The organism is Microbacterium sp. NPDC003461 (genome assembly GCF_053588335.1).
This window is the reverse complement of sequence record NZ_JBSFPT010000014.1, coordinates 52,381-66,128: the sequence shown is the minus strand read 5'-3', so window position 1 is coordinate 66,128 and position 13,748 is coordinate 52,381. Positions and strand designations below refer to the sequence as shown.

Sequence of the window (13,748 nt, the reverse complement as noted above, 5' to 3'; positions counted from 1 at the left end):
GGGGCGGGGACCCTGGCGGAGACGCGGCGGGGCGGGGACCCTGGCGGAGACGCGGCGGGGCGGGGACCCTGGCGGAGACGCGGCGGGGCGGGGACCCTGGCGGAGACGCGGCGGGGCGGGGACCATGGGGGCATGCGGAGCATCCGATGGATGGGCATCGAGCCGCCGAGCACCGAGACGTGCCACATCGAGATCTCAGGGCGGGGCGTGCGGATCACGGGCACCGTCTCGGGCGAGCACGGCGAGCTCTCGTACGCGATCGCGGCCGATCCGCACTGGCGGTTCCGCGCCCTGGTGATCGCCCTCGGCGAGCGGTCGTGCCGGCTGGAGCGCGTGGACGACGAATGGACCGTCGACGGAGAACCGCGCCCCGACCTCGCCGAGGCGCACGAGCCAGCGCCGCGCAGCTGGAGGCGGCGGGCGTGCCGGCCGACCTCATCCGCATCTCGGTGGGCCTCGAGGACCCCGAGGACATCATCTGGGACCTGGATCAGGCCCTCACGAAGGCGACGGGAGCGGAGCGATGAGCGATTCGTGCGAGCTGCCGGCGGCAGCGGCAGCGCCGGCGGCGGCGCCTGCGCAGGGCGAGGCGTGCGAGCTGCCGGGCGCGGCGCCCGCCGGGCGCACGTGGGAGGGGCCGTCGGCCGCCGAGCGGCTGGCGATCCTGCGGCGCACGAAGACGATCGCGATCGTCGGCGCGAGCGACAACCCCGCGCGCGCCAGCTACTTCGTCGGCACGTACCTCACGTCGAGCTCGCCCTACGAGGTGTACTTCGTGAACCCGCGCGCCGAGACGCTCCTCGGCCGACGCGCCTATCCGTCGCTGGCCGACCTGCCCGTCGTGCCCGACCTCGTCGACGTGTTCCGCGCCGACAAGGACCTGCCGGGCGTCGCCCGCGAGGCGGTCGCGGTGGGGGCGAAGACGCTGTGGCTGCAGCTGGGCTCGTGGAACGAGGAGGCGGCGCGGATCGCCGAGGAGGGCGGGCTCGCGGTGCTCATGGACCGCTGCGTGAAGATCGAGCACGCGCGCTTCCACGGCGGCCTGCACCTGGCCGGCTTCGACACGGGCGTCATCAGCTCGAGGCGGCAGGTGATCTCCCGATAGGACGGAGGAAGGCGGGGCCAGCGCCCTACATGGTGCCCTCGAACACCCCCATCACGTTGCCGTCCGGATCGGCGAACAGGCCCCACCACATGGTCTCGCCGATGGGCGAGCGCTCCACGAGCACCGTGCCGCCCTGCTCGGCGGCCGTCGCCAGCGCGTCGGCGACCGAGTCGACCTCGACGGCCGAGCGCGGCTGCGTGAAGTCGTCCTTGCGCGGCGTGAGCGCGCCGCCGCTGATCTGGTTGGGCGCGTGCCACATCGGGTACTCCTCGTAGCCGGGAGGCGCCTCGATCCGCCAGCCGAACAGCGCGGTGTAGAACGACCGCGCGCGCTCGAAGTCGGTGACCGGGATCTCGAGGTGGGTGATGTCTCCGTGCGCCATGGCCATCTCCTCGTCGGGTCTGCTCGTGCTCGGAAGGGCTCGTGGCGCTCACGGTATGCCCGGCCGCCGACACCGGCAAGGGGGTCGCGCGGGGATGCCAGACTGGGGGCATGCCTCTCGTCGCGCTCACCGGAGGGATCGCCTCCGGCAAGTCCACGATCGCCCGCCGGCTCGCCGAGCGCGGCGCCGTCGTGATCGACGCCGACGCGCTCGTCCGCGAGCTGCAGCGGCCCGGTACCGAGGTGACGCGGGCGATCGGCGACGCGTTCCCGGGCGTCGTCCGCGACGACGGATCGCTGGATCGCGCCGCGCTCGGATCCGTCGTCTTCGGCGACGCGGATGCCCTCGCCCGGCTCAACGCGATCGTGCATCCCGCCGTGCGGGCCGAGTCGCAGCGGCGCTTCGCCGAGGCGCTCGCGGCCGATCCGCGCGCGGTCGTCGTGTACGACGTGCCGTTGCTGGCCGAGGCGCGCGGCACGGGCGAGTGGGACCTCGTCGTCGTGGCGCACGCGCCGGCGGGCGTGCGCGAGGAGCGGCTCGCCACCGAGCGCGGCATGACGCGGGCGGACGCGCGGGCGCGGATCGCGAGCCAGGCCAACGACGCCGAGCGCCTCGCGCTGGCCGACGTGGTGATCGACACCTCCGGCACGCTCGACGAGACCCTCCGCCAGGCCGACGAGCTCTGGGAGCGCCTCACGGGGGAGTAGGGTTCGCGGATCCGATGTCGGAGGCCCCGCCTAGGCTGGAAGCATGGAGACCACGCGCAGCGTGCGGCCGTTCGAGGTCGTCAGCGAGTACGAGCCCTCCGGCGATCAGCCCAAGGCCATCGCCGAGCTCGCCGCGCGCATCAACGCCGGCGAGACCGACGTCGTGCTGCTCGGCGCCACCGGTACGGGAAAGTCGGCCACCACGGCGTGGCTCATCGAGCAGGTGCAGAGGCCCACGCTCGTGCTCGCGCACAACAAGACGCTCGCGGCGCAGCTCGCGAACGAGTTCCGCGAGCTCATGCCGCACAACGCCGTCGAGTACTTCGTCTCGTACTACGACTACTACCAGCCCGAGGCCTACGTGCCGCAGACGGACACCTTCATCGAGAAGGACTCGTCCATCAACGCCGAGGTCGAGCGGCTGCGCCACTCCACGACCAACGCGCTGCTGAGCCGGCGCGACGTCGTCGTGGTCAGCACCGTCTCGTGCATCTACGGCCTGGGCTCGCCCGAGGAGTACCTGCGCGCCCTGGTCGCGCTGCAGGTGGGGGAGCGGTACGACCGCGACGCGATCATCCGCCAGTTCATCGCGATGCAGTACAACCGCAACGACGTCGACTTCTCGCGCGGCAACTTCCGCGTGCGCGGCGACACGATCGAGATCATCCCCGTGTACGAGGAGTTCGCGATCCGGATCGAGATGTTCGGCGACGAGATCGAGGCGCTCTACAAGCTGCACCCGCTCACGGGCGACGTGATCGAGCGGCTCGACGCCGTGGCGATCTTCCCCGCCACGCACTACGCCGCCGGCACCGACACCGTGCAGCGCGCGATCAAGACGATCGAGGAGGAGCTGAAGCAGCGCCTCGACGAGCTGAACCGGCAGGGCAAGCTGCTCGAGGCGCAGCGCCTGCAGATGCGCACGTCGTTCGACCTCGAGATGCTGCAGCAGCTGGGCTTCTGCTCGGGCATCGAGAACTACTCGCGCCACCTCGACGGCCGCCAGGCGGGCGAGCCGCCGCACACGCTGCTCGACTTCTTCCCCGACGACTTCCTCATGGTCATCGACGAGTCGCACGTGACGGTGCCGCAGATCGGCGCGATGTACGAGGGCGACGCGTCGCGCAAGCGCACGCTCGTCGAGCACGGCTTCCGCCTGCCCAGCGCGATGGACAACCGGCCGCTGCGCTGGGACGAGTTCAAGGAGCGCATCGGGCAGACGGTGTACCTCTCGGCCACCCCCGGCAAGTACGAGATGGGCATCGCCGACGGCGTCGTCGAGCAGATCATCCGTCCCACGGGCCTCGTCGATCCGGAGATCGTCGTCAAGCCCTCGAAGGGGCAGATCGACGACCTGCTCGAGGAGATCCGGCTGCGCGTCGACCGCGACGAGCGCGTGCTCGTCACCACGCTCACGAAGAAGATGGCCGAGGAGCTCACCGACTTCCTCGGCGAGCACGGCGTGCGCGTGCGCTACCTGCACTCCGACGTCGACACCCTGCGCCGCGTCGAGCTGCTCACCGAGCTGCGCCAGGGCCTGTACGACGTGCTCGTGGGCATCAACCTGCTGCGCGAGGGCCTCGACCTGCCCGAGGTGTCGCTCGTGGCGATCCTCGACGCCGACAAGGAGGGCTTCCTGCGCTCGGGCACCTCGCTGATCCAGACGATCGGCCGCGCGGCCCGAAACGTCTCGGGCCAGGTGCACATGTACGCCGACCGGATCACCGACTCGATGCGCGGCGCGATCGACGAGACCGAGCGCCGGCGCGAGATCCAGATCGCGTACAACAAGGAGCACGGGATCGACCCGACGCCGCTGCGCAAGAAGATCGCCGACATCACCGACGCGCTCGCGCGCGAGGGGGCCGACACGGCCGAGATGCTCTCCAAGCGCGACGCGGCCCGCACGAAGTCGGGCAAGGGCAAGACGCCCACGCCCGTCCGCAAGCGCGAGGGCATCGCGGCCGAGGGCGCCGAGCAGCTGGAGCAGACGATCGCCGACCTCACGGCGCAGATGCTCACGGCGGCCGACGAGCTGAAGTTCGAGCTCGCCGCCCGCCTGCGCGACGAGGTGCAGGACCTCAAGAAGGAACTGCGCGCCATGGAGCGCGCCGGCCACGCCTGAGGCCGGCCGCGCCTCGTGCCCCGCCGCCGTCAGACGGGCAGGGCCTCCAGGCGGTCCCAGGCACGGTGCGTCGCGAGCGCCGCGAGCACACCGGGCACGAGCTCGGCGGCGTCGCCCGTGATCACGCCGGGCGCGTCCGCGATCCGCACGCTCTCGAGCGTCTCGGCGGCCGCCGGCGCGGCCGCGACCGCCTTGCCGTGCCGGAACATCTCGCCGAGCAGCCGCAGCGCCCGCGGATCGTTCGACGGGGCGAGCAGGATCGCGGCATCGAACTCGATGCTCGCCGCGGTCTGCGCCGTCCGCTGCACGGGCACGCCATGCAGCATGCCCCCGCGCGGGGCCACGACGAGGGGCACGACGCCCTCCGCGTGGAGCGCCTCGCACACCGACGCCAGATCACCCGGATCGGTCGACTCGTCCGCGAGCACCGCGACCATCCGCCCCTCCGCCGGCCACTCCTCGCCGACCTGCCGCAGCGCGGGGCTCGGCTCGACGTCGGCCAGCTCGACGGTCGGCGCGGGCGCCGGCAGGCCGAGCGCGTCGGCGACCGTCGCGCACAGCTCGGCGTCGATGTTCGCCAGCGCCTGCAGCTGCCGCTCCTTGATCGCCTGCTCGTAGCACTTGCCGAGCTCGAACGAGTAGGCGTCGGCCACGTGCCGCTGCTCGATGGGGGAGAGCGACCGGTAGAACAGCCGCACCTGCGTGAAGTGGTCGTCGAAGCTGGCGGGGACCGTGCGCTCCTTCACCGACTCCGACACCGTCACGGGGATGTCGACGAACGCGCCCTCGTCGGCGCCCGCGAAGAACGGGCAGCCGCCGTCGAGCGAGTTCGGCTTGTACGGCGCGACCCCGCCGTGCACGGCGGTCTGGTGCATGCCGTCGCGCAGCATGTCGTTGATCGGGGCGTGCGGGCGATTGATGGGGATCTGGGCGAAGTTCGGCCCGCCCAGCCGCGAGATCTGCGTGTCGATGTACGAGAACAGCCGCCCCTGCAGCAGGGCGTCGTTCGTCACGTCGATGCCGGGCACGAGGTGGCCGGGGTGGAACGCGACCTGCTCGGTCTCGGCGAAGAAGTTCGTCGGGTTGGCGTTGAGGGTCATGGTGCCGATCACCTGCAGCGGCGCCAACTCCTCCGGCACGATCTTCGTCGGATCGAGCAGATCGATCCCCTCGAAGGTCTCGTCCGGGGTGTCGGGCATCACCTGCAGCGCGAGATCCCACTGCGGGAAGGCGCCCGCCTCGATCGCGTCGGCGAGGTCGCGCCGGTGGAAGTCGGGGTCCTTGCCCGCGGCCAGCTGCGCCTCCTCCCACGTGAGCGAGTGCGTGCCGAGCTTCGGCCGCCAGTGGAACTTCACGAGCACGGTGTCGCCCGCCTCGTTGATCATCCGGAACGTGTGCACGCCGAAGCCCTGCATCATCCGGTAGGAGCGCGGGATGCCGCGGTCGGACATGTTCCACATCGCGTGCGCCTGGCCCTCGGTGTGCAGCGACACGAAGTCCCAGAACGTGTCGTGCGCCGACTGCGCCTGCGGGATCTCCCGATCCGGGTGCGGCTTGCCGGCGTGGATGATGTCGGGGAACTTGATCGCGTCCTGGATGAAGAACACGGGGATGTTGTTCCCGACCAGGTCGTACACGCCCTCTTCGGTGTAGAACTTCGTCGCGAAGCCGCGGGTGTCGCGCACGGTGTCGGCCGACCCGCGCGATCCGAGCACGGTCGAGAAGCGCACGAACACCGGGGTGGTGACGCCGCGCTTGAGGAAGCCCGCCTTCGTGACCGACTCGGCGGCCCCGTTGGCGACGAAGACGCCGTGCGCGGCGGCGCCGCGCGCGTGCACGACGCGCTCGGGGATGCGCTCGTGGTCGAAGTGCGTGATCTTCTCGCGCAGGTGGTGATCCTGCAGCAGCACCGGCCCGCGCGGGCCCGCCTTGAGCGAGTGGTCCGTGTCGGTCAGCCGCGCGCCCTGCGCGGTCGTGAGGTACGCGCCCTGCTGCGCCATGGCCTCGGGCGGGTAGTCGGTCGGCATGCCAGTGGGCGTGCGCGCCTCGGGCGCTCCCTGATCGGGCTTGGGCGGCAGCGGCTTGCGCGGCTCGGTGGGCTCGGCGAGGTCCGGCGGCACCGGCGCGGGGGCGCCGGGGATCGCGATCGGATCGGCGGCGGAGTCGGGGCGGTCGGGGTCCTGGGCGGCGTCCATGGGCGGCCTCCTGCATGTCGACGGCATCGTGTGCGGCGACCGTATGCAGACCACGCGCGCGCGAGCGAGAGGCTTGACCGCGGCCGCGCGGACGCGTAGAACCGAGACACCGGTGGGGCGCTCAGGCGACGGGGCAGTGCAGCCCGTCGTCGCGCTGGACGTGATCGTCCTTGTACTCGCCGCAGCGAGAGCACGGCGTGCCCCGCCCCTCGCCCAGCTGCGGCGGGCCGGCGAGCCGGATCAGGGTGGCGTTGAACCAGTTGTAGAAGCCGCCCGCGGCGCGGATCTGCTCGCGAACGGGGATCTTCCTCGGCATGATCATTAGTGTACTAACGAATTCGCGTAGGATCGTCTCGTGCCCGAACCGTCCGCCGATCCGCGCGAGCAGCTGCTGAAGCTCGACAACCAGCTGTGCTTCGCCCTCGTCACGGCGGCGCGCAACGTCGTGTCGGTGTACCGGCCGATCCTCGAGCCGCTCGGCCTCACGCACCCGCAGTACCTCGTGATGCTCGCGCTGTGGGAGCGCTCGCCGCGCTCGCTGCGAGAGCTGGCCGACGCCCTCGCGCTCGAGCCGGCCACGGCCTCGCCGCTGGTCAAGCGCCTCGAGGCGCAGGGTCTCGTGCGGCGCGAGCGGCGCGTGGCCGACGAGCGCCGCCTCGACATCGGCCTCACGGAGGCCGGTGCCGCCCTGCGGGAGCGTGCGCTGGAGGTGCCGGGCCAGGTGATGGCCGCCACCGGGCTGAGCGCGGAGCAGATCGCGTCGCTGCGCGATGCGCTGCACGCGTTCGCCGGCGGGCGGGCACCGGCGCACGCTCCCGAGTAGGCGCGGCGCCTAGCCGATCGCCGGAACCGCGAACTCGATCAGCTCGTCGGCCTGCTCCACGAACCACTGCCCGGCGGGCGGATCGATCATGCCGCGCTCCGGATCCAGCGGCCCGCCGGTGCCGCGATAGCACTCGCCGTCGGATTCGCCCGGCACCTTGATCCACAGGTACGCGTCGATGAGCGGGTCGTCCACGTCGAGCGTCGGGCGCTCGCCCAGGCCGCGCCCCGGCGGGTTGCACCACGTCTCGGGGTCGCCCGTGTACTCGTGCTCCGACGTGGTCGGGTCCCACGGTCCCAGGCCGTTGCGCGAGGTGTCGATCACGAAGTGCGTCGACGGCTCGACGTCGCCCAGCTGCTCCGCGAACCTGCTGTCGACGCCGATCGTGTTCTGCGCGAGCGGCACCTCGTCGAGCGGGCCGCTCGACCACTCGGTGAAGGTGTCCATGGCCGTGCCCGTCCAGCCGGTGGCGGGGCCGCCGTTCCAGTACTGGTTGCCGCAGTCGGCCGCGTCGCCGTCCAGCTCGGTGATGTACGCGATGCACGACGAGACCCACCGCCCGACCGCCGCGCTGTTGGCCGTGAACTGGTAGTTCGACGCGTTCACGTAGAACCCGGCCGCGTCCTCGACGCCGGCCCGGATCAGGCGCGTCGCCAGATCGCCGGTGTTCAGCCAGGCGGCGTTCGTGCCGTCGAGGTAGACGCGCGCACCGCCGAGCGCGCCGAGCGCGTCGACGGCGTGGTTCAGCATGGCGAAGCGCTCGTCGGAGGCCGTGGCGGGATCCGCCTCGGCCGGCTGGCACCACTCCTGCGTGCCGTCGAACGTCGTGTACCAGGGGATGATGCCCAGCCCGTCGGGCTCGAGGATCACGATCGCCTGCTTGTTGCCGATGCCCTTCGCGACGCCGTCGATCCACGCGAAGTACTCCTCGGCGGTCGTCGCGCCTCCCGCCGAGTACTGCGCGCAGTCGCGGAACGGCACGTTGTAGAGCACGATCACGGGGATCTCGCCCGCGGCGTGCGCGCCGGCGACCACGCGCTTGACGTCCTGCTTCACCTCGGTCGGCGTGCCGCCCGTGAACCACGTCGCCGACGGGAACGACGCGAGCAGCTCGGCGTCGGCGCGGGCGTCACCCTCGAGCTGGAGCGTCTCGATGTGCTCGAGCGTCGTGCCTGCCGGATTCGTCCACAGCTGCGGATCATCCGGGGCGGGCGGAGCGGCGAGCGCCGGCGCGACGGCGCCGAGGGTGAGCGCGGCGGTCGCCGCGACGAGGGTCGCGAGGCGCGCGCGAGCAGGAGAGTGAGGTGCCACGGTGATCTCCTTTGATCGGTGGATGTGCCCCCATGCTTGCGGCGCCGGCGGGCGCCGTCAAGGAGTTTGTGAGAGCGCTCCCACACGTCGCGTAGGCGGGGCGCGGCGATCGAGCCCGCGGTTCGCGCGGCGCATCCCCAGGCGGCTCCGGATCCGATGTCGGAGGCCCCGCCTAGACTTGAACGGTGCCTATCGTCCCCGTGAAGAACGCCGGAAAGATCAGTGTGCGCGGCGCCCGCGTGCACAATCTGAAGAACGTAGACCTCGACATCCCCCGGGACTCGATGGTCGTCTTCACCGGGCTGTCCGGATCCGGCAAGTCGAGCCTCGCGTTCGACACGATCTTCGCCGAGGGCCAGCGCCGCTACGTCGAGTCGCTGAGCGCGTACGCGCGTCAGTTCCTGGGTCAGGTCGACCGGCCCGACGTCGACGTGATCGAGGGCCTCAGCCCCGCGGTGTCGATCGACCAGAAGTCGACCAACCGCAACCCGCGCTCGACGGTCGGCACGATCACCGAGATCTACGACTACATGCGCCTGCTGTGGGCGCGCATCGGCGTGCCGCACTGCCCCGAGTGCGGCGAGAAGATCCAGCGCCAGACGGTGCAGCAGATCGCCGACCAGCTCGTCGCGCTGCCCGAGGGCACGCGATACCAGATCGTCGCCCCGGTGGTCACGCAGAAGAAGGGCGAGTTCGTCGACCTCTTCAAGGAGCTGGCCGCCAAGGGCTACGCCCGCGCCGTCGTCGACGGCCAGCCCGTGCAGCTGGCCGAGCCGCCCGTGCTGAAGAAGTCGTACAAGCACGACATCGCGGTCGTCGTCGACCGCCTCGTCGCCCGCGGCGACATCCTGCAGCGCGTCACCGACTCCGTCGAGACGGCGCTCGGGCTGGCGGGCGGGGTGCTGCAGGTCAACTTCGTCGACGAGGAGGGCGAGGACGCCTGGCAGTCGTACTCGGAGCGGCTCGCGTGTCCCAACGGCCACGCGCTGCAGCTGACCGAGATCGAGCCGCGCACCTTCTCGTTCAACGCGCCCTTCGGCGCGTGCCCCGCCTGCTCGGGCCTCGGCACGCGCATGTCGGTCGACGTCGAGCTCATGCTCGGCGACGAGGACCTCTCGATCCGCGAGGGCGTCATCGTGCCGTGGACCACGCAGGGCAAGGGCCTGTTCCAGTACTACGAGCGCCTGCTTGAGGGCCTCGCGCGCGACCTGTCGTTCTCGCTCAGCACGCCGTGGCGCGCCCTGCCGCAGGTGGTCAAGGACGCCGTGCTGTACGGCGAGGACTACAAGGTCGACGTCAAGTTCAAGAACCGCTGGGGCCGCGAGGTGCGCTACGCGAGCGGCTTCGAGGGCGTCGTGCCGTACATCGAGCGCCAGTACAACCAGGCCGAGAGCGACACCCAGCGCGCCCGCTGGGGCGAGTACCTGCGCGAGGTGCCCTGCCCGGTGTGCGAGGGCGCGCGCCTCAAGCCCGAGGTGCTCGCGGTCAAGGTCGACGGCCGCTCCATCGCCGAGGCCGCCGACCTCAGCCTCGAGAACGTGCTCGACGTGGTCAACCGCATCACGCTCACCGATCGCGAGGCCATGATCGCCGCGCAGGTGCTGCGCGAGATCCGCGTGCGACTCGAGTTCCTCATCCGCGTGGGCCTGAACTACCTCACCCTCAGCCGCTCGGCCGGCTCGCTCTCGGGCGGCGAGGCGCAGCGCATCCGCCTCGCCACCCAGATCGGCACGGGCCTCACGGGCGTGCTGTACGTGCTCGACGAGCCGTCGATCGGCCTGCACCAGCGGGACAACCGCCGCCTCATCGAGACGCTCGAGACGCTGCGCGACCTCGGCAACACCCTCGTCGTCGTCGAGCACGACGAGGAGACGATCGAGGCGGCCGACTGGATCGTCGACGTCGGGCCGCGCGCCGGCGAGGGCGGGGGAGAGGTCATCCACTCCGGGCCCTACGACGAGCTGCTGAACGAGCAGCGCTCTCTCACCTCCGACTACCTCTCGGGGCGGCGCCAGATCGACACGCCCAAGAAGCGCCGCAAGATCGACAAGAAGCGCACGGTGTCGGTCGTCGGCGCGCGCGAGAACAACCTGCGCGGCGTCACGGCCGACTTTCCGCTCGGGGTGTTCACCGCCGTCACGGGCGTGAGCGGATCGGGCAAGTCGACGCTCGTGAATGACATCCTGTACCAGGTGCTCGCCTCCAAGCTCAACGGCGCCCGCACGGTGCCGGGCAAGCACACCCGCGTGACGGGTCTCGAGCACCTCGACAAGGTCGTGCACGTCGACCAGGCGCCCATCGGCCGCACGCCGCGGTCCAACCCGGCCACCTACACGGGCGTGTTCGACAAGATCCGCAACCTCTTCGCCGAGACGCCCGAGGCCAAGGTGCGCGGCTACCAGGCCGGGCGCTTCAGCTTCAACGTCAAGGGCGGCCGCTGCGAGGCGTGCTCGGGCGACGGCACGCTCAAGATCGAGATGAACTTCCTGCCCGACGTCTACGTCGACTGCGAGGTGTGCCACGGCAAGCGGTACAACCGCGACACCCTGCAGGTGCACTACAAGGGCAAGAACATCGCCGAGGTGCTCGAGATGTCGATCTCGGAGGCCGCGGAGTTCTTCGAGCCGATCCAGTCGATCCACCGCTACATGAAGACGCTCGTCGACGTGGGCCTCGGCTACGTGCGCCTCGGCCAGGCGGCCACGACCCTCTCCGGCGGCGAGGCGCAGCGCGTCAAGCTCGCCACCGAGCTGCAGAAGCGCTCGAACGGGCGCAGCATCTACGTGCTCGACGAGCCGACCACGGGCCTGCACTTCGAGGACGTGCGCAAGCTGCTCGAGGTGCTGAACGGGCTCGTCGAGAAGGGCAACACGGTCATCGTCATCGAGCACAACCTCGACGTCATCAAGTCGGCCGACTGGATCATCGACCTCGGTCCCGAGGGCGGCTCCGGCGGCGGCCAGATCGTCGCGACGGGCACGCCCGAGCAGGTGGCCAGGGTCGAGGGCAGCCACACCGGCGCGTTCCTCGCGGAGACGCTCGGGATCGCGGAGCGCGCGCGAGGCAAGAAGGTCGCATAGCGGATGGCCTCGCAGCTTCCGTACAAGCCGAAGCAGGGGGAGATCCCGACCGACCCGGGCGTCTACCGGTTCCGCGACGCGCACGGGCGCGTGCTCTACGTGGGCAAGGCCAAGAACCTGCGCCAGCGGCTGTCGAACTACTTCGCGCCCCTGCACACGCTGCACGAGCGCACGCGGCGCATGGTCACGACCGCGTCCTCGGTGGAGTGGACCGTCGTGCCCACCGACGTCGACTCGCTGCAGCTCGAGTACCAGTGGATAAAGGAGTACGACCCGCCCTTCAACGTCCGCTACAAGGACGACAAGTCGTACCCCTTCATGGTCATCACGCTCGCCGACGAGGCGCCGCGCGTCATGGTCACGCGCAACCGCCGCATCCGCGGGGCGCGGTACTTCGGGCCGTACCCGAAGGTGTGGGCCGTGCACGACACGATCGACCTCATGATCCGGGTCTTCCCGATCCGCACGTGCAGCGACTCGTCGTACAAGCGGGCCATGCAGACGGGACGGCCGTGCTTCCCCGGCCAGATCGGCAAGTGCGGCGGGCCCTGCTCGGGCCGCGTCACGATCGAGGAGCACCGCGCAATCGTCGACGACTTCATCGCGTTCATGCAGGGCGGCGACGAGCGCTTCACGAAGGAGCTCACCGCCAGGATGAAGGCCGCCGCGGCGGCCATGGACTACGAGGCGGCCGCGGTCTACCGCGACAAGCTGCAGTCGATCGAGGCGGTGCTGAACAAGAGCGCCCTCGTGCTGCCCGAGAAGGCCGACGTCGACCTGTTCGGCATCGCGGAGGACGAGCTCAGCGCCGCCGTGCAGCACTTCGTGATCCGCGGCGGGCGCGTGCGCGGCGTCACGTCGACGACGATCGACAAGGAGCTCGACATCTCGGGCGGCGACCTCGTGGGCCAGATCGTCGAGCGCGCGTACGGCGACGCCGGCGCCGCCGACGTGCCGCGGCGCGTGCTCGTGCCGGCGCTGCCGCCCGACGCCGACGAGCTGCAGCAGTGGTTGCGCGACAAGCGCGGCAGGGCCGTGGAGCTCGCCGTCGCGCACCGCGGCCAGCGCGCCGAGCTCATGCGCACCGCGACGCTCAACGCGCAGCAGGCCCTGATGCGGCACAAGACCCGGCGCACGAGCGACTACGTCGCCCGCACGCAGGCGCTCACCGACCTGCAGGAGGCGCTCGGGCTGGACGAGGCGCCGCTGCGCATCGAGTGCTTCGACATCTCGCACCTGCAGGGCACGAACGTCGTCGGCTCCATGGTCGTGTTCGAGGACGGCCTGCCCCGCAAGGACCAGTACCGCTCGTTCTCGATCGCCGAGACGACCGACGACACCGACTCGATCCACCAGGTGCTCACCCGCCGCCTCGCGCACCTCGACCGGCCCGAGGAGGAGGAGACGGCGGAGGCGCCCGAGGTCGACCCGACCGCCGACGGTGTGGTCGTGCAGATCGAGCCGGCGCGGCGGCGCCGCTTCGCCTACCCGCCGCAGCTGCTCATTGTCGACGGCGGCAAGCCCCAGGTCGACGCGGCCGCCCGCGCGCTGCGGGAGACGGGGCACGACGACATCCCGCTCGTCGGCATCGCCAAGCGGCTCGAGGAGATCTGGCTGCCCGACGACGACTTCCCCGTCATCCTGCCGCGCACGAGCGAGGCGCTGTACCTCGTGCAGCGACTGCGCGACGAGGCCCACCGCTTCGCCATCACCCACCAGCGCAAGCGCCGCCGGCGCGACATCCGCACCGTGCTGAGCGAGATCCCCGGCCTGGGCGAGGCGCGCATCAAGGCGCTGCTGCGGCACTTCGGCTCGGTCACCGCGCTGCGCGGCGCCACGGTCGAGCAGATCCGCGAGCTTCCCGGCATCGGACCGAAGCTCGCCGAGACCATCCACGCCGCGCTGAGCGCCGGCGCGGCACCGGCGCCGGGGGAGGATGCGTCGACGGCGGGGCAGGGCGAGGGCATGCCGGCGCACGAGGCCGGCGTGCGGGCCGCCGAGCCGAGCCAATAGGGTGGAG

Annotated in this window: 10 protein-coding genes and 2 pseudogenes; 8 read left to right on the top strand and 4 right to left on the bottom strand. The window is 71.3% G+C overall.

Annotation, left to right across the window (positions count from 1 at the left end; translation table 11 throughout):
• Positions 1-132 precede the first annotated feature (132 nt).
• The 3 genes and pseudogenes from ACWDR7_RS07650 to ACWDR7_RS07640 all read left to right on the top strand — a co-directional run.
• Positions 133-375, top strand: a pseudogene (locus ACWDR7_RS07650) (putative glycolipid-binding domain-containing protein); the annotation flags it as partial.
• Between the two features lie 20 nt (positions 376-395).
• Positions 396-527, top strand: a pseudogene (locus ACWDR7_RS07645) (PLP-dependent transferase); the annotation flags it as partial.
• Entirely contained in the window at positions 524-1,105 is a 582-nt protein-coding gene (locus ACWDR7_RS07640) for a CoA-binding protein (RefSeq protein WP_449854327.1), read from the top strand. The pseudogene ACWDR7_RS07645 and the gene ACWDR7_RS07640, both read left to right, overlap by 4 nt.
• Positions 1,106-1,130: 25 nt before the next feature.
• Here ACWDR7_RS07640 and ACWDR7_RS07635 read toward each other — a convergent pair whose 3' ends face one another.
• Entirely contained in the window at positions 1,131-1,487 is a 357-nt protein-coding gene (locus ACWDR7_RS07635) for a VOC family protein (protein ID WP_449854326.1), read from the bottom strand.
• A 110-nt stretch (positions 1,488-1,597) separates the two neighbouring features.
• On the opposite strand from ACWDR7_RS07635, the gene coaE reads away from it, so the two are divergent.
• The gene (gene coaE, locus ACWDR7_RS07630; protein WP_449854325.1) at positions 1,598-2,194 is read left to right on the top strand and encodes a dephospho-CoA kinase; all 597 of its coding nucleotides are present in this window, start codon (positions 1,598-1,600) and stop codon (positions 2,192-2,194) included.
• A gap of 43 nt (positions 2,195-2,237) precedes the next feature.
• On the top strand, positions 2,238-4,319 hold the full coding sequence (uvrB, locus tag ACWDR7_RS07625; protein WP_449854324.1) for an excinuclease ABC subunit UvrB: 2,082 nt from the start codon (positions 2,238-2,240) through the stop codon (positions 4,317-4,319).
• Between the two features lie 29 nt (positions 4,320-4,348).
• Here uvrB and ACWDR7_RS07620 read toward each other — a convergent pair whose 3' ends face one another.
• Complete coding sequence (locus ACWDR7_RS07620; protein ID WP_449854323.1) at positions 4,349-6,514, bottom strand: catalase; 2,166 nt, start codon at positions 6,512-6,514, stop codon at positions 4,349-4,351.
• 121 nt (positions 6,515-6,635) lie between these two features.
• Complete coding sequence (locus tag ACWDR7_RS07615; protein ID WP_449854322.1) at positions 6,636-6,830, bottom strand: hypothetical protein; 195 nt, start codon at positions 6,828-6,830, stop codon at positions 6,636-6,638.
• A 39-nt stretch (positions 6,831-6,869) separates the two neighbouring features.
• Here ACWDR7_RS07615 and ACWDR7_RS07610 point away from each other — a divergent pair, with 39 nt between their 5' ends.
• Positions 6,870-7,337, top strand: a complete 468-nt coding sequence (locus ACWDR7_RS07610; protein ID WP_449854321.1) for a MarR family winged helix-turn-helix transcriptional regulator — start codon at positions 6,870-6,872, stop codon at positions 7,335-7,337.
• Positions 7,338-7,346: 9 nt separating this feature from the next.
• Here the strand turns inward: ACWDR7_RS07610 and ACWDR7_RS07605 are convergent, their stop codons facing one another.
• Entirely contained in the window at positions 7,347-8,648 is a 1,302-nt protein-coding gene (locus ACWDR7_RS07605) for a glycoside hydrolase family 6 protein (protein WP_449854320.1), read from the bottom strand.
• 185 nt (positions 8,649-8,833) lie between these two features.
• On the opposite strand from ACWDR7_RS07605, the gene uvrA reads away from it, so the two are divergent.
• Together uvrA and uvrC are read left to right on the top strand one after the other, a co-directional pair.
• The gene (gene uvrA, locus ACWDR7_RS07600) at positions 8,834-11,728 is read left to right on the top strand and encodes an excinuclease ABC subunit UvrA (protein WP_449854319.1); all 2,895 of its coding nucleotides are present in this window, start codon (positions 8,834-8,836) and stop codon (positions 11,726-11,728) included.
• Positions 11,729-11,731: 3 nt separating this feature from the next.
• Positions 11,732-13,741 (top strand): excinuclease ABC subunit UvrC, encoded by a 2,010-nt coding sequence (gene uvrC, locus ACWDR7_RS07595; RefSeq protein WP_449854318.1) that lies wholly within the window; start codon positions 11,732-11,734, stop codon positions 13,739-13,741.
• Positions 13,742-13,748 lie beyond the last annotated feature (7 nt).

What these genes read in the sequence shown, in the direction of transcription:
- ACWDR7_RS07640 (WP_449854327.1), top strand. Translation starts at nt 524, where the DNA reads ATGAGCGATTCGTGCGAGCTGCCGGCGGCAGCGGCAGCGCCGGCGGCG.
- ACWDR7_RS07635 (WP_449854326.1), bottom strand. Translation starts at nt 1,487, where the DNA reads ATGGCGCACGGAGACATCACCCACCTCGAGATCCCGGTCACCGACTTC.
- coaE (WP_449854325.1), top strand. Translation starts at nt 1,598, where the DNA reads ATGCCTCTCGTCGCGCTCACCGGAGGGATCGCCTCCGGCAAGTCCACG.
- uvrB (WP_449854324.1), top strand. Translation starts at nt 2,238, where the DNA reads ATGGAGACCACGCGCAGCGTGCGGCCGTTCGAGGTCGTCAGCGAGTAC.
- ACWDR7_RS07620 (WP_449854323.1), bottom strand. Translation starts at nt 6,514, where the DNA reads ATGGACGCCGCCCAGGACCCCGACCGCCCCGACTCCGCCGCCGATCCG.
- ACWDR7_RS07615 (WP_449854322.1), bottom strand. Translation starts at nt 6,830, where the DNA reads ATGCCGAGGAAGATCCCCGTTCGCGAGCAGATCCGCGCCGCGGGCGGC.
- uvrC (WP_449854318.1), top strand. Translation starts at nt 11,732, where the DNA reads ATGGCCTCGCAGCTTCCGTACAAGCCGAAGCAGGGGGAGATCCCGACC.